Raw genomic sequence first — 22115 nt, 5'->3', positions numbered from 1 at the left:
GCGAACTACTGCCGTGAGCAGCAGCTCTACTACCCAATTCGGACAAAACCAATGGCTGGTCGATGAGATGTACCAGCGATTCAAGGAAGACCCAGCGTCTGTGGATGCGAGCTGGCACGAATTCCTCACCGATTACGACCCGGACGCTCCGGCAGGTGACACTGCGTCTGTCCCGAATGGCAGTACAGCGAAGCCCGCCTCCACCAGCGCCGCTGCTTCGAAGAGCAACGCATCCGAGACGGGCGCTTCCGGATCGAACGGCACCGCTCCAGCTCCCCGAAGTGCACCGGTGAAAACCGAATCGCCCAAGGCCGCCGCAGTCAAGCCTGCGCCGACCTCCAAGCCCGCGACGTCGAAAGCCGCAGGTGGAACCTTGACCGCTGCTGCCGCAAAGCCCGCTCCTGCGTCCACAAGCGACGCCGGCGAACCGACCAACAAAATTCTTCGCGGAGCTGCAGCAGCCGTCGCGCGGAACATGACGGCTTCTCTGCAGATCCCGACAGCGACCAGCGTTCGCGCGATCCCGGCGAAGCTGATGGTCGACAACCGGTTGGTGATCAACAACCATCTCGCGCGTACACGCGGCGGCAAGATTTCGTTCACGCACATCCTCGGATTTGCGATCGTCCAGGCGATCAAGTCGTTCCCGACCATGAATACCCACTTCGCCGAGATCGACGGCAAGCCGAACGCGGTCTCACCCAGTGCTACCAACCTCGGTCTCGCCATCGACCTACCCGGCAAGGACGGCAACCGCACCCTCGTCGTCGCCGCGATCAAGGGCACACAGGATCACACCTTCGCCCAGTTCTACAACGCATACGAGGACGTAGTCCGTCGTGCGCGTGACGGCAAACTGACGGGCGAGGACTTCCAAGGCGTCACGATCTCGCTGACCAACCCCGGCGGAATCGGAACCGTGCACTCGGTTCCACGCCTGATGAACGGCCAGGGAACGATCATCGGTGCCGGCGCGATGGAATATCCCGCGGAGTTCCAAGGCGCGAGCGACGAGCGTCTCGCGGAGCTGGGCGTCGGCAAGCTGATGACCCTCACCTCGACGTACGACCATCGAATCATCCAGGGTGCAGAATCTGGCGACTTCCTTCGCACGATCCACAACTTGCTGATCAGCGACGAGTTCTACGACGAACTGTTCCACTCACTCAAGATCCCGTACGAGCCGATTCGCTGGCGCAAGGATCTGCCCGAGGGAACGGTCGACAAGAACACTCGCGTTCTCGAACTGATCGCCGCGTACCGCAACCGCGGTCACCTGATGGCCGACACCGATCCGCTGCAGTTCACCAAGGACAAGTTCCGGATGCATCCGGACCTCGATGTCATCAGCCACGACCTCACGCTGTGGGACCTCGATCGAGAGTTCAAGGTCGGCGGATTCCACGGCAAGGACAAGATGCGTCTTCGCGACGTACTCAGCGTCCTACGTGACTCCTACTGCCGCCACGTAGGTGTGGAATACACCCACATCCTCGAGACGGATCAGGTCGCCTGGCTTCAGGACCGCGTCGAGACGACACTCGTCAAACCGACCGTGGCACAGCAGAAGTACACATTGAGCAAGCTCAATGCAGCCGAGGCATTCGAGACGTTCCTGCAGACGAAGTACGTCGGCCAGAAGCGCTTCTCGCTCGAAGGCGCCGAGTCCGTCATCCCCATGATGGATGCGGTCATCGATCAGAGTGCAGAGTATGCACTCGACGAGGTCGTCATCGGCATGCCGCACCGCGGTCGTCTCAACGTCCTCGCCAATATCGTGGGCAAGCCGTACTCGAAGATCTTCACCGAGTTCGAGGGCAACATGAACCCCGCAGCCGCACATGGCTCGGGCGATGTGAAGTACCACCTAGGTGCCGAGGGCACATACATCCAGATGTTCGGCGAGAACGACATCAAGGTCTCGCTTACCGCGAACCCCTCTCATCTCGAAGCAGTCGACCCTGTCCTCGAAGGGCTGGTCCGCGCCAAGCAGGATCTACTCGACAAGGGTGCAGGCGAAGGCGGATTCTCGGTTCTACCGCTGATGCTCCACGGCGACGCAGCCTTCGCGGGCCAGGGCGTGGTCGCAGAAACGCTGAACCTTGCGCTGCTGCGCGGCTACCGCACGGGCGGAACCGTGCACATCGTGGTCAACAACCAGGTCGGCTTCACCACCGCACCCGAGCACTCCCGCTCGTCCGAGTACTGCACCGACGTCGCGAAGATGATCGGCGCGCCGATCTTCCACGTCAACGGAGACGACCCCGAGGCCTGCGTACGCGTTGCGCATCTCGCCGTCGACTTCCGGCAGAAGTTCCACAAGGACGTCGTCATCGACATGATCTGCTACCGCAGGCGTGGACACAACGAAGGCGACGACCCTTCGATGACCCAGCCGGCGATGTACGACCTCATCGACACCAAGCGCAGCGTTCGCAAGAGCTACACCGAATCGCTGATCGGCCGTGGCGACATCTCCCTCAAGGAGGCCGAGGACGCGCTTCGCGACTACCAGGGCCAGCTCGAACGCGTCTTCAACGAGGTTCGCGAACTGGAGAAGTACACCCCGGAGCCCAGCGAGTCGGTCGAACTCGACCAGCAGTTGCCCGCCAAGCTCACGACGGCGGTCGACAAGTCGGTTCTGCACCGCATCGGTGACGCGCACCTCGAGGTTCCGGACGGTTTCAGCGTGCACCCGCGCGTCAAGCCGGTACTCGAAAAGCGTCGCGAAATGTCGTACGAAGGCAAGGTCGACTGGGCATTCGGTGAGCTTCTGGCTCTCGGCAGCCTCGTGGACGAGGGACGCAACGTTCGTTTCTCCGGCCAGGACACCCGTCGCGGAACGTTCTCCCAGCGGCACTCGGTCATCATCGACCGCAAGACCGGTGCCGAGTACACCCCGTTGCACAACATCGGCAGCGAGAATCCCGGCAAGTTCATGGTCTACGACTCCGCACTCAGCGAATTCGCAGCCGTCGGCTTCGAGTACGGCTACTCCGTCGGTGACCCCGATGCACTCGTCATGTGGGAAGCGCAGTTCGGCGACTTCGTCAACGGTGCGCAGTCCATCATCGACGAGTTCATCTCCTCCGGTGAGGCGAAGTGGGGACAGCTGGCCGACGTCGTGCTGCTGTTGCCGCACGGTCACGAAGGACAGGGTCCGGACCACACCTCGGGCCGCATCGAACGATTCCTCACGCTCTGCGCCGAGGGTTCGATGACCGTCTCGGTTCCGTCCACGCCGGCGAACTACTTCCATCTCCTGCGTCGCCACGCACGGGACGGAATCCGTCGCCCGCTGATCGTCTTCACACCGAAGTCGATGCTGAGGAACAAGGCCGCGGTGTCCAATATCGAGGACTTCACCGACGGCAAGTTCCACTCCGTGTTCGACGAGCCGACCTACGACTCCGGTACCGGTGATCGCAGCAAGGTCAAGCGCGTCCTGATGGTGAGCGGCAAGCTCTACTACGAGCTTCTCGCACGCAAGCAGAAGGACAACCGCGAAGATGTGGCGATCGTCCGGATCGAACAGCTCTACCCGGTCCCGGTCCACCGGATCACCGAAGCGATCAACAGTTACCCCAACGCAACCGAGTTCCGCTGGGTCCAAGAGGAGCCTGCCAACCAGGGTGCATGGCCGTTCTTCGGTCTGGCGTTCCCGGAATTGATGCCGGACGTTCTCAGCGGCATCAAGCGGGTTTCGCGTCGTGCGATGTCGGCACCTTCCTCGGGTTCGAGCAAGGTGCACGCCGTCGAGCAGCTCGAAATCATCGACGAGGCCTTCTCTGGCGTCGGCGAGTAGTTCACTTCAGGCCTGATGGCGCATTCGGTCACTTTCGAGCGACCGGGTGCGCCATTCGGCGTTGCGGGACTGTATGCGCCCGCCCCATCGCTTCAATGGTCCACTCATACGATCAGATAGCTTCGGAGCGCCATTCAAGCGAGGGCGCACGGCGGCAAAAGCTACTCGACGTCCGCTCCGAACAGCGCGGCGCTCATGTCGGGTGTGAGGGCAACCGCAGGCAGGGCCGCGACGTTGAGCGCGATGACTTCTTCGCGGCTTACTTCGGGGTCGCGGAGCCAGGAGATGGTCGCTTCTTCGACGAACGCGATCCAGCCGCGTACGGCAAGACGGATGGTCGCGGTGGGCTCGATATCGAGTTTGTAGAGCTGGGTGACGGTTCGGTCGGCCATGGTGGTCCGGGTTTGCTCGAACACCTCTCGCATATCGGCGTCTCCCCCTACCGTTCCGCGGAGTAGCGAAATGTAGGTGTCTCGATTCTCGGTGACGTAGTCGACGTAGTTGGCCACCGATTCGCGGAGCAGATCCAATGGTTCGAGGCTGGTGTCCGGCGCCGTGCGTTCGAGCATCGCGTTGCTGGTCTCGCGGACGATGGCGAGGTGAAAGTCCCGTTTCGAGGCGAAGTAGTGGAACAGCAGACCGCGGGAGACGCCTGCTTGGTCGGCAATGTCTTCGACCGAAATCTGCTCGAGTGGACGTTCGGAGAGCATGTCGGTTCCGAGTGCGATCAATTGCGCTCGACGGTCTTCCGGACTCAGGCGGGTCCGTTTTCCTGCTGCCGGTTTCGCAGCCTGCGCTCCGTGCTTCACACTGGCCATCACATCAGCCTACTGATCAACAGTCAATAACTGTTGACTCACACTCAACAAGCTTCTACGCTCGCTTACATGAGTCTCTCGGTAACGGACACTTCGGCGCGCGTGAGCACACCGCGTCAGGTCGACACTGTCATCATCGGTAGCGGGTTCGCAGGCCTGGGGGCTGCGATCAAGCTGACGCAGGAGGGCAAGAGGAACTTTCTCGTCCTCGAGCGCGGAAGCGACGTCGGTGGGACGTGGCGCGACAACACTTACCCGGGAGCTGCATGCGATGTTCCCTCGCACCTTTACTCGTACTCGTTCGCTCTGAACCCGGCGTGGACTCGCTCGTTCTCCACACAACCCGAAATCCAGAAGTACATCGAATCGGTCGCTCGCAAGTACGGCGTCATGGACCGACATGTATTCGGTTCGGACGTCACCTCGGTCCGGTGGAATGCAGACACTTCACGGTGGGACATCAGCGCCAGCACCGGCGAATATTCGGCAAAGATCGTCGTCACTGCCGTCGGCGCACTGTGCGAGCCGAACCTTCCACCCATAAAGGGAATCGAAGGCTTCGAGGGTGAAATTTTCCATTCGGCACAGTGGAATCACGACGCGAAGCTCGACGGCAAACGCGTCGCGGTCATCGGAACCGGCGCTTCCGCCATTCAGATTGTCCCTGCGATCGCGGATACGGTGTCGCATCTCGACGTCTATCAGCGAACCGCGCCCTGGATTCTTCCTCGCGCGGACCGTCCGTACACGCGGTTCGAGCGCTTCGCGTTCAAGCACATTCCCGGATTCCAGCGCCTCTCGCGCACCGGAATCTACGCAGCTCGCGAGACTCAGGTCCTCGGCCTGGCCAAGCAGCCGAAGCTGATGAAAATTTTGGAGTTGGTGGCGCGGCGACAGATCGTCAAGGGCATCAAGGACAAGTCGTTGCGTAGGAAGGTGACGCCGAACTTCCGTATCGGATGCAAGCGCATGCTCATCTCCAATACGTATTACCCCGCTCTGGACCGTGGACACGTCGACCTCGTCGCCGACGGCATCCGCGAGGTTCGCGCCCACTCGATCGTCAGCGCGGACGGAACCGAACGCCCGATCGACGCGCTGATCGTGGCCACCGGTTTCCATGTCACGGATTCGCCTGCTTACCAGGGCATCTACGGCAAGAACGGTGAGTCGCTCGCGCAGACCTTCGAAAAGGAAGGTCAGCAAGGGTACAAGGGCGCGGCCATCTCGAACTTCCCCAACATGTTCTTTCTCGTAGGCCCGAATACCGGTTTGGGACACACGTCGATGGTCTTCATGATCGAATCACAGCTCAACTACGTCATCGACGCCATCGACACGATCGACAAGCACGACATCGGTGTCATCGAGGTTCGAAAGGACGTCCAGGACGACTACAACGCTGATCTTCAGAATCGAATGGCCGACAGTGTCTGGATGAACGGGGGTTGTGCCAGCTGGTACCTGGACAAACATGGCAACAACACCACTCTGTGGCCGGACTTCACTTTTCGATTCCGAAAGATCACCAGAAAGTTCGACCTCGCTGCGTACCGCAGTACTGCAGCATCCGACCTTCCCAGCCCTCTCGGCAGCACCCTTGCCGGCACCGACACCAAGGTAGTGACACAGTGAGTTCGAAGTCAGCGAACGGATTTACCGGCAAGGTAGCAGTCGTCACCGGCGCCGGTTCGGGGATCGGCCGTGCGCTCGCCCTTAATCTTGCCCAGCGCGGCGCAAAGCTCGCACTCTCGGACGTCGACGTCAACGGGCTCGAAGAGACTGTTCGTCAGGCGGAGGCACTCGGCGCCGAGGTGAAGTCCGACTTCCTCGACGTCACGCAGCGCGAGACCGTGCTCGACTACGCAGATGCGGTTGCCACCCGATTCGGGAAGATCAATCAGATCTACAACAATGCGGGCATCGCCTACCACGGCGACGTCGAGAGCTCCTCGTTCAAGGACATCGAGCGCATCGTAGATGTCGATTTCTGGGGAGTTGTCAACGGCACCAAGGCATTTCTTCCCCATATCCAAGCTTCCGGCGACGGACACATCGTGAACATCTCGAGCCTCTTCGGGCTGTTGGCAATGCCGTCACAAGCTGCATACAACGCCGCAAAATTCGCTGTCCGCGGTTTCAGCGAGGCACTTCGGATAGAACTGCTGATCTCGAAAGCTCCGGTGAAGATGACTGTTGTGCACCCTGGTGGCATCAAGACCGCTATCGCGCGCAACGCCACCGTCGCCGAGAACTACGACCAAGCGTCCGTCGCGAAGTTCTTCGATGCGAAGCTGGCAAAGACCACCCCCGACAAGGCAGCCAAGACCATTCTCGCGGGAGTGGAGAAGGGGAAGGGCCGAGTGCTCATAGGCGCCGATGCAATCGCGCTCGATCTGCTGCAGCGGGTGACCGGTTCGAAGTATCAGAGGGTCATCGCCACGGTGTCAGCCCGCGTCATGCCGCGAAAGATTTAGCGCATGAGGTCCTTTTATCTGCCACTCCCCCTTGTCGCTGCATCGTTGAAGCCGTTCTATCGCTTGGCGTTGAATGCGCGCTTGCCGTTCACGGTTCAACGCAAAATTCTCGAAGCGGCATCTCCACTGCAGACCTTGCCGCACGGAACCGTCAGCGAAAAGCTCACCCTCGCCGGACGCCAGGCAGAACGCATCACAGTCGGCGCGACGGAACGTACGACGGCAGTGCTTTACCTGCACGGCGGCGCGTACACCATCGGTTCGATTGCTACGCACCGCTCGCTGGCGGCACACCTTGCTCGCGAGTCAGCAAGCGCGGTATACGTTCTCGACTATTCACTGGCACCGGAAAATCCGTTGCCCGCTGGATTGAACGACGCTGTTGCCGCCTTCCGCGAGTTGGTGACTTCGCACGGCTTCAGTGCTGATCGAGTTGCGATTGCGGGCGACTCGGCCGGGGGTGGCCTGGCAGTTGCTACGGCTCGTCGACTCGTGGACGACGGAATTCTGCCTGCCGCACTCGGATTGATTTCCCCATGGGTCGACCCTGGTGCTCGCGACGCGCAGTTCGACCGTGATTTGGTCGTCAATACGGCTTGGTCGTTCTCCTCCGCCGATGCGTATTTGCACGGCGGTGATCCACTCGATCAGAGATTCGCTCCCCTGCACGGGGATTTGTCGGGGCTACCGCCGATCGTCATGCATGTCGGAACATCCGAGGTGCTGTATCCACAGATCGTCGCCTTTCACGACAAGCTCCTGTTGTCCGGCGTCGAAGTCGACTATGTCGAATACGAAAAGTTGTGGCACGTCGCGCATCTGCAGGCGTCGATACTGCGAGAGGCAGCTGATGCCGTGCACCATATGGGCGCATTGCTCGGCACGAGAGTGCGGACTTCAGAGGTTGTGTTCCCCGAGCCAACGAGTCGCGACCTCGTCTAGTTTCGCACCCTCTCGGACCTCGCCGATCATGTCGGCGAGGTCCGCGGTCGTCAATTCACCGGCGACCACGCCGAAGGCTTTGATTTCGTTCTCGTTCAACACGCCGTCTCGAAAGAGTGGTACGACGTTCTGGGCCCGGAATGCGCCTTCGTCGTCGTCGAGCGCGGTCAGATCCTTGGCCCTCGGCCCTGACGACGCGGTACGAATGACGCCGGCGGGCACGAACTCCGACCCTGTCACCGCGCCCGCCTCTACTGCTTCGACGACTGCCTCTTCGTCGGCCTCGATCCGGACCGAGGCAAAACTGCACCCGTATCGATCCCGCACTCTGTTCAATGCTTCGGCGTTCGCGACGGTGACCGATACCGTGGCCTGTGAACACCTCGACGCGATGTCGGTGATCGTCTCGGCTCCCGGAAAAGGGTTGACATCAGCGATGACCAGTGCCAGACCGTCTTCGGCGGCGGCATAGTCCGCGACGGACAACCCCTGCGGAAGCGACTTGTTGAGGTCGGCGAACACATCGTCCGCTTCGGTAGCCTCGGACGTCGAATCGAACGTGTCGAGGAGTTCGCCCATCAGCTCCGGCGCTACGTCTACGTCGCCTCGATCGAGTGCAGCCAGGGGGTCACCGCGGTCACCCTCGTCCAACTGGGTGCGCACCTCTGCTCCGGTCGAGCGAAGCGCTCCGGCGTAAATCTGCGCCAACAGCTCACCCTGCACGGTGTCCGAGGAACCCACCACGAGGGTCGAGGATGGCTGCTCAGCTGTCCCGCACGACATCGCGACGCACGAGAAGAGGGCTAGAACTACGACCCGCAGGCCTGACACACGCACTTTTCCACAAGCTCCGTTCACGGCCGATGTCGGTGGCAAGGTTTATCGTTCCACCACAACGGGAACTGAGGCCAACGAGATGCTCTTCGGGGCAACCCTATGTCTAGACTTGCTCGGATCACCATCCCGAGCTGCCGAGACAACCGGTCAGTCGACGCGCCGGTACCGATGGAAGGACCACATGAACATCACCCGAACCACACGCGTCCTCGCTGCACTGTCGATTTCGGCACTCGCGCTGACAGCATGCGGCAACAACGACGATCCCCTGTCCAGTGGCGGCGGCGAGAGCAACGGGGACACGAACTCCATCGTGGTGGGCTCGGCCAACTTCCCGGAGTCCGAGACGGTGGCAAATATTTACGCAGAAGCGTTGCGCGCCAATGGTTTCGATGTGGGTACCAAATTCAACATCGGCAGCCGTGAAGCCTACATACCGGCAGTCAAGGACGGGTCGATCGATCTGGTCCCCGATTACACAGGCAACCTCCTGCAGTACTTGGACGAGTCGGCAACGGCGACTTCGTCCGAGGATGTTCTGGCGGCCCTGCCCGACGCACTCGGTTCGGACTTGGCCGTGACGGCTCAGGCACCCGGTGAGGACAAGGATGCCGTCGTCGTCAGCCGTTCGACGGCCACAGAACGCAAGTTGACCACGATCGGCGATCTAGCGCCCTTCTCCGCGGACGTCACCTTCGCGGGCACGCCCGAGTTCCAGGAACGCGTCGGTGGGCTACCGGGGTTGAGTTCGAAATACGGACTCGACATCGCGGCAGGAAACTACGTTCCGATCTCCGACGGGGGCGGCCCAGCGACCGTCGAAGCTCTGGTCTCCGGCAAGGTCACTGCTGCCGATATCTTCACCACTTCGCCTGCGATCGCACAGAACGATCTCGTGGTACTCGAGGACCCGGAGAACAACTTCGCTGCACAGAACATCATTCCGGTGCTCAACACCGCGAAGCAGTCGGACAAGCTCACCAAGGTCCTCGACGCAGTGTCTGCGCAGATCACTACCGAAGAACTGATCGCCCTCAACACCTCTGTTTCCGGTGACGCCAAAGTCGAACCGGCCGCGGCGGCGAAGGCCTGGGTAGCGCAGAAGGGACTGGACAAGCCGATCAGCTGATAACTCGTCTATCGACGCAATGCACTTCACCGACGGTTTGCCGGTGCACCGACGAGAGGCACCCCTGTAGTGATCACTTTCGACAGTGTGAACAAGACATATCCGGATGGCACGACCGCCGTCGACTCGCTTGATCTGGTGATCGAACCCCAGTCGTTCACGGTCTTCGTCGGGCCGTCGGGCTGCGGTAAGACCACCTCGATGCGGATGATCAATCGCATGATCACTCCGACTTCGGGAGTGATCACGGTCGATGGCAAGAACATCGCCGACGCCGACGCCGTGAAACTGCGGCGCGGCATCGGTTATGTCATTCAGAGCGCCGGCCTGCTGCCGCACCGCACGGTCGTGGACAACGTCGCCACCGTGCCGGTGTTGCGTGGCGCCACGAGGCGCGCCGCGCGTAAGGCAGCATTGGGTGTTCTCGAACGAGTAGGCCTCGATCCAGCTTTTGCCTCTCGGTACCCGGCGCAGTTGTCCGGCGGCCAGCAGCAAAGAGTCGGTGTAGCCCGGGCACTGGCCGCGGATCCGCCGATCCTGTTGATGGACGAGCCTTTCAGTGCTGTCGATCCGGTGGTCCGCGAGGACCTGCAAACCGAAATGCTCCGCCTACAAGCGGACTTGAAGAAGACCATCGTGTTCGTCACTCACGACATCGACGAAGCCGTCCGTCTCGGCGACCACATTGCCGTTTTCGGGCCCCATGGGAGACTGCAGCAGTACGACAAGCCGGAGACCATCTTGTCTGCACCGGCCACTTCCTTCGTGGCCTCGTTCGTCGGTCGCGATCGTGGCTATCGGGGACTCTCGTTCAGGTCGGCTCAGTCGGTCACCCTGCACTCGATCGACACTGCAACCGAGAGCGAAGTGAAGTCACTGCGCCTGGACCAGGGGCAGTGGGTTCTCGTTGTGGACTCGTCACGTCGTCCACTCGGTTGGATCGATGTCACCGGGGTCGAGAAGGTCCGCGACGGGCGGCCGCTGGAGGACAGCACCGCAGCGGGCGGGTCACTGTTCACCCAAGGTGGGGATCTGCGCCAAGCGCTCGACTCGGCAATCTCGTCGCCGTCGGGAATCGGGGTCGCGGTCGACGACACCGGAGCAGCCGTCGGAAGCGTCGACGCCGCAGAGATCCTCGAAAACCTTGCTGTGCAACGCAAGTCCGAGGACGAAGAGCGAAACCGCCACCACTTCGATTCCAAACACAACGCGTCGGGGCAACACAGCGAGGACGACAAGCAGTGAAGTGGCTGGTCGACAACTTCGATGTCGTCCTCGGCCTCGCCAAGACACACCTCTATCTTTCGCTTATTCCGTTGCTCATCGGACTGGTCGTTGCAATACCCGTCGGCACGCTCATCCGGAACACACGATGGGTGCGGCGCACCACGCTGACGCTGGCCAGCATTGCCTTCACCATCCCCTCACTGGCACTGTTCGTCACTATTCCAGCGATCGTAGGTCTCCCCATTCTCGATCCGCTCAACGTCGTCATCGCGCTGGCGGTGTACTCGATTGCTCTGCTGATTCGGGCCGTTCCCGAAGCGTTGGACTCGGTGCCGTTCGCGGTCGTCGATTCTGCCGAGGCCATGGGTTACTCGCCGATTCGGCGCGCGGTGTCCGTCGAGTTGCCGCTGTCGCTTCCGGTGCTGATCGCGAACGTCAGGGTCGTGGCGGTCACGAATATTTCGCTGGTGTCGGTCGGCTCGGTGATCGGCATCGGTGGCCTCGGTCAACTGTTCACCCAGGGCTATCAGCGTGACTACCCGGACCAGATAGTGGCCGGCATCATCTCCATCGTCTTCCTGGCGCTCGTATTCGATGCGGTGCTGTATCTACTCGGTCGTTGGCTCACACCGTGGACTCGCCTCAACTCGGCCTCGAAGAAGAAAGCCACCATCTCGCCAAGGGCCACAGTCTCGGAGGAGGGGTCGGCATGAACTTGTTCTCGGAGGCCTTTTCCTACATCTTCGACTCCGGAAACTGGGCCGGGCCCACCGGAATCGGCGCCCGCATCATCGAGCACATCTGGTACAGCCTGCTCGCCGTGGTGATCTCGGCGGCCATCGCGATACCCATCGGCCTGCTGATCGGACACCTCAGGAGAGGGGAAGCCCTCGTCGTCGGACTCGTCAATGCGCTCCGATCGCTACCGACACTCGGCATTCTGGTGTTCCTGGTTCTGGTCATCGGGCTTGGACTGGTGCCCCCGATCATCGCGCTGGTTCTTCTCGGCATTCCACCTCTCCTTGCCGGGACCTACTCCGGAATTGCGAACGTCGACGCCGATGTGGTGGATGCCGCCAGAGCCATGGGCATGACCGAACTGCAAGTGCTCTTCCGCGTCGAAGTCCCCAACGCGCTGCCGCTGATAATCGGTGGCCTCAGAAACACCACGCTCCAGATCATCGCCACCGCGACCGTTGCGGCCTACGTCAACCTCGGTGGGCTCGGTCGCTACATTTTCGACGGCCTGGCCCTCTACGACTACGGGCGGGTGCTTGTCGGTGCGATCCTGGTCGCGTTGCTGACCCTGATCGTGGACGGCCTGCTGGCCCTTGCCGTCTGGGCTTCGGTTCCGGGTACAGGTCGGCTGAAGCGCATGCCTTCGCGTGTGGCCGAGGTCTAGCTGACGAGGGATTCGGACACGAACGAAAAAGCACCCCGCACCATGCCTGGTTGAGGCAAGGTCCGGGGTGCTTCTTCTATTCGGTCCTACGCGACACCCTCGGCTCGCGCTGCTGCCGCAACTGCGTCCGCAACGGCCGGGGCTACGCGAGGGTCGAGCGGGCTCGGCACGATTTTGTCCGCAGCCAACTCATCGCCGAGAACCGAGAGGATTGCCTCGGCAGCGGCGAGTTTCATGCCTTCGGTGATGCGGCGTGCTCCGGCGTCGAGTGCGCCTTTGAACACGCCGGGGAAGGCGAGCACATTGTTGATCTGATTCGGGAAGTCACTGCGACCTGTCGCGACGATCGCGGCGTAGAGGCTCGCTCGCTCAGGGTGAATCTCGGGATCCGGGTTCGAGAGGGCGAATACGATCGACTCCGGTGCCATCGACGCGATGCAGGACTCGTCGATCTGTCCAGCGGAGACTCCGAGAAACACGTCGGCTCCAGCGAGCGCATCGGCAGCGCTTCCCGACAGCCCGCGAGGATTGGTCCGCGAGGCCAGGTCTGTTTTCACCGAGTTCAAGTCACTGCGATCGGCTGACACGATCCCCTTGGAATCGAGCACGACGACATCCGGAGTGCCTGCCGCCAAAAGAATGTTGGCGCAGGCGACACCTGCTGCCCCGGCACCGGAGATGACCACCTTCAACCCTGCAGTGGTGCGCCCCTGGACCTTCGCCGCGCCGTTCAGGGCAGCGAGAACGACGATGGCGGTGCCGTGTTGGTCGTCGTGCATCACCGGGCAGTCCAGAGCGTCGATGACGCGCTTTTCGATTTCGAAGCAGCGCGGCGCCGAGATGTCTTCGAGATTGACTGCACCGAAGCTATGGCGCAGACGAACGATGGTGTCGACGATCTCGTCGACGTCCTGGGTGTCGATGACGATCGGGATGGAGTTCAGGCCGGCGAATTTTTTGAACAGAGCCGCCTTACCCTCCATGACCGGAAGCGATGCGCGGGGGCCGATGTCACCGAGTCCGAGAACAGCCGAACCGTCGGAGATGACAGCGACGAGTCGGTCGGTCCATGTGTATTGCTTGGCAAGCGCGGCATCTTCCGCGATAGCGCGACTTACCTGAGCTACCCCGGGGGTGTACGCGATGGAAAGGTCACGCTGGGTCTCGAGTGGAGATGCCAGTTCGACGGACAGCTTTCCACCGACGTGTCCGAGGAATATCTCCTCGTCGGTGATAGCGGACAGGTTTGCTGTGTTGCTGATCGGTTCGGTCACGGTGGTCACGTTAGCTCCTATGGACTCCGGTTTCGATACCGTCCAGGAATTCGAGGGAGGTGTCACCGAGCGCGCCATCGTGCGGCTGCATCTGCGGGAGAACCGATTTGCACAGTCGGTACGGCGCGGTGGCGCCAAAACTGCAGTAGTCAGTGTGCCACTGCGGTCCGCGGGTTGGCAACATGTCGGTCGTCGCCACCGACAGGTGAGGTCAACTCCACCACTGAGTCCAGAGCAACACACCTGCGATGACAAGGACGACGGTCGATGCGAGAGCCGAAGAACCTCGACGACGATGATCGGCGAAGTGCTGCACGACGATGGCGGCGACTGCGGCTGCGATGTGGGCCACTACCGAGACCGTGCCCGGCCCGGGAAACGCACGTTGATTTCCAAGATACTGGGCGCCCACGACCAGGATGGCCATGACGACGAGCCCTGCTGCGACGGCCCCACTCAACGCTTTAAGCACACCCGTCAACCTCCTGTGATGAAGCCGCGGACGGAGTCCGCAATGAGCTGGACGGCAATTGCAGCCAGCAGTAGGCCCGCGATGCGAGCGAGCAGGGTGATGCCGCCGACACCCAGGATTCGTATCAATACCGTCGAAAATCTGAGCACTGCGAAGAACAGTATGTGAATGGTGACGATGGCAACCGCGACGGCTGCGAGGGACCCGACCCGCCCGTCGGCTTGGCTGACATAGACGATGACGGCTGCGATCGCACCCGGCCCCGCCATCAGCGGGGTGCCGAGGGGGACGAGCGCGACGTTGACTTCCTCGGCCTCGGTGCCACTACCTGCACCTCTGCCGGTGAGCAGTGACAGTGCGATGAGCAGAAGCAGCAGACCGCCTGCGCCCTGAAGCGCCGGTATTCCGATGTGTAGGTAGCCGAGAATGGCCTGGCCACCGATGGCGAAGACGGTGATGACCGTCAGCGAGACCGCAGGAGCTTGCCAGGCGGCACGATTTCGCTCTTCTTTGCTTTTGCGTCCAACCAAAGAAAGAAAGACGGGAATGGCACCGGGTGGGTCCATGATGACGAACAGAGTGATCAGGACCGTCAGGTAAAGAGTGGTATCGAAGCTCATACAGACAGTCCAGATGCCTGCGATACCAGCCGCTCGTAGTCGTCCACGTGCGTCATGTGCTGACCGAGCTTCAATTCTTTGTTTCCACCGTGATAGTCGGACGAGCCTGTGACGATCAGGTCGAGCTCGGCGGCGAGCTCACGGAGTATCCGAGCGTCCTCGGCGTTGTGATCGGCGTGGTCGACCTCGATACCCCCGAGTCCTCCGACTCCTCCGGGCTCGAGCGAGACGAGTTCACGGATCTGTGCGAGATCGAGCAGTCTTCCCCGGGTCCTGGCCCGTCCGTGCGCGAGCACGCTGACCCCTCCCGCTGCCGCGATCATCTCCACGGCCCGATCGAGCGGGGTATCGATCTTGGGGACGTAGTACTGGCTCCTGGTACTCAAGGGGCCGTCGAACGCTGCCTGCACGCTCGGGGCGGCGCCGGCGTCGACCAGTGCACGTGCCAGGTGGGGCCGGCCGGCCGACGGGCCGGTCCCTGCCAGAATGCCCTCCGGATCGATGCTGGGATAGTCGACGGCCAGTAACTCGGCCATGCGTCTGATCCTCGTGCTGCGTTCTTCGCGCAATCGCGCACGTTCGAGCGCGAAGGCTTCGTTCTCGGGATCGAACAAGTACGCCAGCAGGTGCACCGGAACCGGAGCACCGTCCTCGCCTCGACCGGTGCAGGACATTTCCATTCCGCGCACCACGGTCAGACCGGAAGGTGCCGCCTCCAGCGCCGCGTCCCAACCGGCCGTAGTGTCGTGATCGGTCAGCGCAACGACATCGAGACCTGCCGCGCGCGCCGCACGAACCAACTCCGCCGGCGTATCGGTGCCGTCGGACGCGGAAGAATGAGTGTGAAGATCGATGCGCACGAGGGAAAGTCTCTCAGGCGTACAGTTGCGCGTCGCTCGCCGCCCAGAACAGTCCGCCCTCGAAGAACCCGCCCTCGACGAAGGAGTGCAGCCATGCCATCTCTACCACCACGGCCTTCGCTGCCGTCCCTGCATTCGCTGCGGCCCTCTACTCGGTCTGCTGCTCGCGCGCCGAAAGTCCCGGTGCCGACCGCCCGCGCCATCGTCGACTGCGCCGTGTACGTCGATGGTGTCCGGCTGGATGGCAAGTTCACTCATTCCGCTGCCATCGCCGAGGTACGCAGGCGCGGCGACGGATTCGTCTGGGTCGGTCTGCATGCCCCGGACGAAAGCCAGATGAACAGTGTCGCCGCGTGCTACGGCCTGCACGAGTTGATGGCGGAGGACGCAGTTCACGCCCACCAGCGCCCCAAACTCGAACGATACGACGACGTTTCGTTTCTCGTTCTCCGAACTGTGAGCTACGTCGAGCACGAATCGGCGACGACGGCCAACGAGTTGGTCGAGAGCGGGGAGATCATGGTCTTCCTCGGTCGAGACTTCGTGGTGACCGTCCGGCACGGCGAACATTCCGGGCTCTCCGGCGTGCGTCATCGACTCGAGCAGAATCCGGAGCACCTGGCGTTGGGGCCGACTGCGGTTCTGCATGCCGTCGCCGATCACGTCGTCGACGAGTATCTGGCGGTGACGTCTTCGATCGAACGTGACGTCGACGTGATGGAGGAGGAAGTGTTCTCCCCCGACGATCACGTCCCGATCGAGAACATCTATCTACTCAAGCGCGAGGTCGTCGAGCTGCGACGCTCGGTCACGCCTCTCTCGACGCCGTTGAGCCAGCTCGTGCAGGGTGTGGACACTCCTGTTCCGAAGGCGATACGCCGGTATCTGCGCGATGTCGCGGACCACCACACGCTCGTCGCGGAGCGGGTGGCCGAATTCGACGAGGTGCTGAGTTCGCTGGTCGATGCTGCGTTGGCGAGGGTGACGATGCAGCAGAACATGGACATGCGCAAGATCTCGGCGTGGGTGGCCATCGCCGCGGTGCCGACAATGGTGGCAGGCATCTACGGCATGAACTTCGACAACATCCCGGAACTGCATTGGAAATACGGTTACTACGGCGTCATCGGAGTAGTTGCTGTCGTCTGTATCAGCTTGTTCGCGACGTTCCGGCGCAACAACTGGCTCTGACCGCCGGCAAGCCGCGGCGAACTCGGTGTGACTAGAGGGTCACAGCCGACCGGGCAGGGTCGCGAACGTCGATACCTGCTTCTTTCCATGCGTCCCGAAGCGCTTCGGCACCGCGCAGTCGTACCCATGCCGCCTCGGTACTGGTGATCGGAACCAACTGCAGAAATTTCACCGGCTCTGCAGGCTCCGGCAGCACCAGATCCTCGATCTCACTGTCTCCGAGCAACACCGCAGTGAAGGGCGCGCCCTTCCACAACGGTTCGCCGATATCGAGCAGAAGATCGGGGCGCAGAACCACCCCTTCCACCGACGGCGACGCCGCCAACTTGGCGATGTTCTGCAGGAACGAGGTGTCGATACCGTCGAAGACTCTCGTGATGAGAATGAGTTCGGCTCGGGGACCGCGGGTCGCGTCGGCGATCATCTCACTGGGATCGGACATGGGATATCGAGAGCAACCCAGAGTTGCGAATCTGGCGAACGCATCCTGCCGCGGCAGAAATGTCAGCACTTCCAACGATTCGAGACCGAGGAAGGTGACCGAGTAGGGGCGGGGATTCTCGTCCCCGATCTGCGCGACGAGGTGTGCGCGGACCGAGGAAATGACACTGTCGCTCACAGTGCCATCCAACACCACCGCGGTCCGAACGACGCGTTCGGTGCATCACGAAAGGTGGTTGTCGGTAGCGTCGGGCCCGTGGTCTCCGTCCTAGCCGTCTCCGACGAAACTATCGAGACCCTGTGGAGCACACAGGTGCGCTCGCTCGATGTCGACCTCGTTCTCGGGGCCGGCGACCTACCCTTCGAATATCTGGAATATCTGACGGAAGCGTTGAATGCGCCGTGCGTGTTCGTCCCCGGAAATCACGACGCGGACTTGACGGGATACTCGTCCGGGCGGGTCGGATGGATGCGCGCGGGCCTGCCCAGCGCCTGGCCAGGGCCGGTAGGTGCGGTGAATGCGGACCGCACGATCGTGTCGGCGGCGGGGTTGCGCATCGCGGGCCTAGGTGGATCGATTCGGTACAACGATGGCCCGAACCAGTGGACTCAACGTCAACAGCGTCGCCGAGCCAGGTCCCTCACCCGCACCGAGTCGTGGAAACGTACGGTGCGCGGCGACCTGCGCGGTGTGGACGTGCTCCTGACGCACAGCCCGCCGTTCGGAGTCGGCGACGACACCGATCCCGCGCACGTCGGATTCGAATGTCTGGACGACGTCGTCCGTTCACTGCAACCCCAGCTGCTTCTGCACGGCCACATCCACCCCCACGGGCAGACACCGGAAGACTTCGAGTTGCACGGGACCACCGTCCTCAACACGGTCGGATACACATTGCTCGAGATCGAACCGGGTGGCAGAGCAGCTGAGAACGCACCCACGATCGTGAGGCGACGACATGGCACGTGACACCGGCTTTCCCACCGCCGATGCGGAGAACGACTTCACACGGCAGCGCCGTCGCGCCGACATCGCACGATTGGTCGGGTGGTTGCGTCGACAACCTGACGACGTCAACACCATCCTGCCGTTCGACGAGGTCGTCGCCGCTCTCGGCAAGGTGGGTGAACGCCAACTCGGCTTGCAGGTCATCCGGGTCGACTCCATCGTCGGAAGCGTGGACCGCACACGCGACTTCGATCGATTCTTCCGACCGACCTCGGCACGGGTTCGGGAGCGGTGGCAGCGCCTCGCCGCCGCCCAACGACGCGGCGAGTCCATGCCGCCGATTCAGGTGTATCGCATCGGCTCGATGCATTTCGTTATCGACGGCCACCATCGGGTGTCCATCGCTTTCGCCATGCACCGAACCACGATCGACGCTTTGGTCACCGAGATCATCACGCGCATCTCCCCCGAGGGCATCAACAGACGCGGTGATCTGCTCATCAAGGATCACCGACGCATCTTCCTCACCCGCGTGCCCTTGGTCGGCAAGGCCCGCGACGCGGTGCAGGTCACCGATCCGTTCGAGTATGCGGAATTGAGCGAATGCGTCGAGGCCTGGGGTTTCCGGCTGATCCAGGAGCTATCCGAATTCGTCGATCGCCCAACCGTTGCCCGACGCTGGTTCGGCGAAGAGTATCTCCCCGTCGTCAGGATGGTGCGCGCCGCCGACATCTTGGAAGGTAAGACGGACGCCGAGGCGTATCTGTGGATGATCCGCGAACGGTATCGCCTGGTGCGCGAACATATCTGGAACGACGAGATCGTCTCCGAACTCCGCGAGCGGGCGCGAGACACTCGACGTTCGTGAACCTCGCATCGCAGTCGCGAGAGGCATGCGCGCCTTCCCCCTCCGAAGAAACTCTGATAAGCATTTAGGTGCACACATCAAGTTTTTTTGATGTCTCTTTGCTCCATCGAAATGTAAACGGGGTTCTTCCGCATGTCATCCGCGGTTCGCACGGAAGATCTACGACCGGGAGTTCTACTGCTGCCGGGTCTGTGCTTCGTGGTGATGACGGTTGCCGTCCTGCAGACGATGGTCATCCCTATCGTCGGAACGATAGGGATGCAACTCGAAGTCAGCCCTACCGCTGCCGGGTGGGTCATCACTGCCAATCTCCTCGCCGCCGTCGTCGCGACCCCGGTAATCGGCAGATTGGCAGACCTGCACGGCAAACGCCCCGTCCTCATCGGTGTTCTGCTGCTCGTGCTCGCAGGTTCCCTCGTCGCCGCAAGCACTCATTCGCTCGCACTTCTGATCTTCGGACGGGTACTTCAAGGTGTGTCGTACGCGCTGTTTCCGATCGCCCTGGCAATCCTTCGCGACGAAATGCCGCACAGAAAACTGGTCGGCTCGATGGCCATTCTTTCCGGCACCCTCGGCGTCGGAGGCGGGTTCGGGCTCGTCCTGACGGGATTGCTGACCGCGGACGGCGCCGACTATCACCGTGTCTTCTGGCTGACCTCAGTGTTCGTGCTCGTGGCTCTCGTGATCGCGTGGTTCGCCGTTCCAGCGCGAGCGCGCAGTGGCCTCGGCTCGGTGGACTGGTGGGGCGCTGTCCTCCTCGCAATCGCGCTGGTCCTGCTTTTTCTCGCGTTGACACAGGGCAGGGAATGGGGGTGGGGCTCGGTCACCACTCTTGCCTGCTCGATCATCGGAGCCATCACGCTCGCACTGTGGTGGATATTCGAAAACAAGACGCCGGCTCCCCTCGTGGCACCGCGTCTGCTCACGCACGGACCGCTGCTGGCGACGAATATCGCAACGCTCTTCGTCGGTATCGGAATGTTCGTCAACTTCCTTGCCAGCTCGTATTTCGTGCAGACACCTCGTGAACTCGCCGGTTACGGCTTCAGCGCAACCGTGCTCGGGGCCAGCGTCGTGTACCTGCTGCCCGGAGCTGTCGTCGGCGTCATCGCCGCAACCTGCAGCGGGGCATTCATCCGACGCTTCGGTGCACGACCGGTACTGATCACGAGCGGTGGAATCGGAGTCTTCGGTTTCGTGTTCTTCGTCTTCTTCCACACCGCCACCTGGCAGGTCGTTGCCGCGACTTCGATTGTCAGCGTCTTCGTCAGCCTCGCATTCGCGGCGATACCGAATCTGCTGATGGCCGAGGTCTCCGCCTCTGACACCGGCGTCGCGAACAGCGTCAACTCGATCGTCCGAACCGTCGGAACGTCCATTGCAAGTGCACTTCTCACCACCATGCTGGCCACCTACACCATTGCGGGAACCTCGATTCCACGCGAAACGGTGTATACGTTTGCATTCGTCGCCGGAGCGATCGCGTGCACCATCGTGGCCTTGGCTGCCACCGCAATACGAGTGCAACCCTCTATCCCTGTAACCGTTACCGAGGTTGCGCGCGACAGCGGGGTCGCACAGGTGCGCGGAAATCCCTAGTGAGCAACAGATTTCCGCGCACCTGAACCGCCTTACAGGGTCAGGTTTGCACCCGACGAATGGTCGAACACAGACACCTTCGCGGGATCGAACCACAACTCGATCTGGCTGCCCTCGGCTGCCTTGGACTCGGCTGCCAACCGTGCAACGACCTGCGCACCACCGAGATTGCCGATACCCGCATCGGCAGCCAATTCCTGTAGTTCCGCGGACTCGACCTGAGCACCCGCGAGAGTGAAGTAAGCGTACTTGTCACTGCCCATCGACTCGAGAACGTCGACTTTCGCGGTGAAGACCGCGCCGCTGATCTTCTGGTACCCGTCGATGAGTGCAGCATCCTCGAAATGTTCGGGGCGAATGCCGACGACAACTTCACGCCCCGGATTCTTCGACTTGATCGAGTCCATTCGGTCCAATGGAAGCTCGATGTCGCCGAGGTCGGTGGACACCCCGTTCGCGGTGAGCTGTCCCGGCACGAAGTTCATCGAAGGAGATCCGATGAAGCCGCCCACGAACAGGTTCTTGGGCTTGTCGTAGAGCTCCTGCGGTGAGCCGATCTGCTGCACGCGTCCACCACGCAACACCACGACCCGATCGCCGAGCGTCATGGCCTCGGTCTGATCGTGCGTCACGTACACCGTGGTGGTGCCCAAACGCTTCTGCAGCCTGGAGATCTCTGCGCGCGTCTGCACGCGCAGCTTGGCGTCGAGGTTCGACAACGGCTCATCCATGAGGAATGCCTTGGGGGTGCGAACGATGGCGCGTCCCATCGCAACTCGCTGGCGCTGGCCGCCGGAGAGATTCGCCGGCCGACGGTCGAGGTGCTGGGTCAGATCGAGGATCTTCGCAGCCTCCTCCACCTTCTCGTTGATCTCGTTCTTGCTGAGCTTGGCGAGAGTCAACGGGAACGCGATGTTCTGCCGAACCGTCATGTGCGGGTACAACGCGTAGGACTGGAACACCATCGCGATATCGCGATCTTTCGGAGCCTTCTCGTTGACGCGCTCCCCCGCGATACGCAGCTCACCGGACGAGATGTCCTCGAGGCCCGCGATCATATTCAGCGTCGTGGACTTTCCACACCCCGAAGGCCCGACGAGAATGATGAACTCGCCGTCCGCGATGGTCATGGACACGTCGCTGACGGCAGCGGCGCCGTCCGGGAAGAGCTTGGTGATGTTTTCGAGAACAATTTCGGACATGA

Annotated in this window: 20 protein-coding genes; 12 read left to right on the top strand and 8 right to left on the bottom strand. The window is 61.8% G+C overall.

Annotated elements, in window-relative coordinates; genetic code table 11:
- Positions 1-13: 13 nt before the first annotated feature.
- Positions 14-3805, top strand: coding sequence for a multifunctional oxoglutarate decarboxylase/oxoglutarate dehydrogenase thiamine pyrophosphate-binding subunit/dihydrolipoyllysine-residue succinyltransferase subunit (locus E5720_RS15165; protein ID WP_136171334.1), 3792 nt, complete (start codon positions 14-16; stop codon positions 3803-3805).
- A gap of 161 nt (positions 3806-3966) precedes the next feature.
- Here E5720_RS15165 and E5720_RS15160 read toward each other — a convergent pair whose 3' ends face one another.
- Complete coding sequence (locus E5720_RS15160; protein ID WP_136171333.1) at positions 3967-4623, bottom strand: TetR/AcrR family transcriptional regulator; 657 nt, start codon at positions 4621-4623, stop codon at positions 3967-3969.
- A 69-nt stretch (positions 4624-4692) separates the two neighbouring features.
- Between E5720_RS15160 and E5720_RS15155 the strand changes: the two genes are divergently transcribed.
- From E5720_RS15155 to E5720_RS15145, 3 genes are read left to right on the top strand one after another with little or no spacing between them, the layout of a single operon-like run.
- Positions 4693-6258: an NAD(P)/FAD-dependent oxidoreductase gene (locus E5720_RS15155; RefSeq protein ID WP_136171332.1), complete on the top strand. Its 1566-nt coding sequence runs from the start codon at positions 4693-4695 to the stop codon at positions 6256-6258.
- Positions 6255-7100: an SDR family NAD(P)-dependent oxidoreductase gene (locus E5720_RS15150; protein ID WP_136171331.1), complete on the top strand. Its 846-nt coding sequence runs from the start codon at positions 6255-6257 to the stop codon at positions 7098-7100. The genes E5720_RS15155 and E5720_RS15150 overlap by 4 nt, the downstream gene beginning before the upstream one ends.
- A gap of 3 nt (positions 7101-7103) precedes the next feature.
- On the top strand, positions 7104-8042 hold the full coding sequence (locus tag E5720_RS15145; protein WP_136171330.1) for an alpha/beta hydrolase: 939 nt from the start codon (positions 7104-7106) through the stop codon (positions 8040-8042).
- Here E5720_RS15145 and E5720_RS15140 read toward each other — a convergent pair.
- On the bottom strand, positions 7998-8879 hold the full coding sequence (locus tag E5720_RS15140) for a glycine betaine ABC transporter substrate-binding protein (RefSeq protein ID WP_136171329.1): 882 nt from the start codon (positions 8877-8879) through the stop codon (positions 7998-8000). The two genes, E5720_RS15145 and E5720_RS15140, sit on opposite strands and share 45 nt — an antisense overlap.
- Before the next feature lie 181 nt (positions 8880-9060).
- Between E5720_RS15140 and E5720_RS15135 the strand changes: the two genes are divergently transcribed.
- From E5720_RS15135 to E5720_RS15120, 4 genes are all read left to right on the top strand, one after another.
- Positions 9061-10008: an ABC transporter substrate-binding protein gene (locus E5720_RS15135; RefSeq protein WP_136171328.1), complete on the top strand. Its 948-nt coding sequence runs from the start codon at positions 9061-9063 to the stop codon at positions 10006-10008.
- 69 nt (positions 10009-10077) lie between these two features.
- Complete coding sequence (locus E5720_RS15130) at positions 10078-11253, top strand: ATP-binding cassette domain-containing protein (RefSeq protein ID WP_136171327.1); 1176 nt, start codon at positions 10078-10080, stop codon at positions 11251-11253.
- A complete protein-coding gene (locus E5720_RS15125) occupies positions 11250-11948 on the top strand; it encodes an ABC transporter permease (protein WP_136171326.1) in 699 nt (232 codons plus the stop codon). Before E5720_RS15130 ends, E5720_RS15125 begins: the two co-directional genes overlap by 4 nt.
- On the top strand, positions 11945-12637 hold the full coding sequence (locus E5720_RS15120) for an ABC transporter permease (RefSeq protein ID WP_136171325.1): 693 nt from the start codon (positions 11945-11947) through the stop codon (positions 12635-12637). The genes E5720_RS15125 and E5720_RS15120 overlap by 4 nt, the downstream gene beginning before the upstream one ends.
- An 86-nt stretch (positions 12638-12723) precedes the next feature.
- Here E5720_RS15120 and E5720_RS15115 read toward each other — a convergent pair whose 3' ends face one another.
- From E5720_RS15115 to E5720_RS15100, 4 genes are all read right to left on the bottom strand, one after another.
- Positions 12724-13920: an NADP-dependent malic enzyme gene (locus E5720_RS15115; RefSeq protein ID WP_136171324.1), complete on the bottom strand. Its 1197-nt coding sequence runs from the start codon at positions 13918-13920 to the stop codon at positions 12724-12726.
- A gap of 202 nt (positions 13921-14122) precedes the next feature.
- Entirely contained in the window at positions 14123-14383 is a 261-nt protein-coding gene (locus E5720_RS15110; protein ID WP_247595978.1) for a hypothetical protein, read from the bottom strand.
- A gap of 5 nt (positions 14384-14388) precedes the next feature.
- Entirely contained in the window at positions 14389-15003 is a 615-nt protein-coding gene (locus E5720_RS15105; protein ID WP_136171323.1) for a MarC family protein, read from the bottom strand.
- Complete coding sequence (locus E5720_RS15100; protein WP_136171322.1) at positions 15000-15863, bottom strand: PHP domain-containing protein; 864 nt, start codon at positions 15861-15863, stop codon at positions 15000-15002. The genes E5720_RS15105 and E5720_RS15100 overlap by 4 nt, the downstream gene beginning before the upstream one ends.
- 93 nt (positions 15864-15956) lie before the next feature.
- Here E5720_RS15100 and E5720_RS15095 point away from each other — a divergent pair, with 93 nt between their 5' ends.
- Entirely contained in the window at positions 15957-17054 is a 1098-nt protein-coding gene (locus E5720_RS15095; RefSeq protein ID WP_210729880.1) for a magnesium and cobalt transport protein CorA, read from the top strand.
- Positions 17055-17085: 31 nt separating this feature from the next.
- On the opposite strand, the gene E5720_RS15090 is transcribed toward E5720_RS15095, so the two are convergent.
- The gene (locus tag E5720_RS15090) at positions 17086-17673 is read right to left on the bottom strand and encodes a suppressor of fused domain protein (RefSeq protein ID WP_210729879.1); all 588 of its coding nucleotides are present in this window, start codon (positions 17671-17673) and stop codon (positions 17086-17088) included.
- Positions 17674-17751: 78 nt separating this feature from the next.
- On the opposite strand from E5720_RS15090, the gene E5720_RS15085 reads away from it, so the two are divergent.
- The 3 genes from E5720_RS15085 (at position 17752) to E5720_RS15075 (ending at position 20911) form a co-directional block, all read left to right on the top strand.
- Positions 17752-18465 (top strand): metallophosphoesterase, encoded by a 714-nt coding sequence (locus E5720_RS15085; RefSeq protein WP_136171320.1) that lies wholly within the window; start codon positions 17752-17754, stop codon positions 18463-18465.
- Complete coding sequence (locus E5720_RS15080; protein ID WP_136171319.1) at positions 18455-19312, top strand: chromosome partitioning protein ParB; 858 nt, start codon at positions 18455-18457, stop codon at positions 19310-19312. The genes E5720_RS15085 and E5720_RS15080 overlap by 11 nt, the downstream gene beginning before the upstream one ends.
- Before the next feature lie 132 nt (positions 19313-19444).
- Positions 19445-20911 (top strand): MFS transporter, encoded by a 1467-nt coding sequence (locus tag E5720_RS15075; protein ID WP_136171318.1) that lies wholly within the window; start codon positions 19445-19447, stop codon positions 20909-20911.
- Between the two features lie 32 nt (positions 20912-20943).
- Here the strand turns inward: E5720_RS15075 and ugpC are convergent, their stop codons facing one another.
- Positions 20944-22113: a sn-glycerol-3-phosphate ABC transporter ATP-binding protein UgpC gene (gene ugpC, locus E5720_RS15070; RefSeq protein ID WP_136171317.1), complete on the bottom strand. Its 1170-nt coding sequence runs from the start codon at positions 22111-22113 to the stop codon at positions 20944-20946.
- Positions 22114-22115 lie beyond the last annotated feature (2 nt).

It is taken from the genome of Rhodococcus sp. PAMC28707, assembly GCF_004795915.1.
In the GTDB taxonomy this organism is placed as follows: domain Bacteria; phylum Actinomycetota; class Actinomycetes; order Mycobacteriales; family Mycobacteriaceae; genus Rhodococcoides.
Note: the sequence above shows the minus strand (reverse complement) of the source record. Positions and strands in the feature narration are given on the sequence as shown.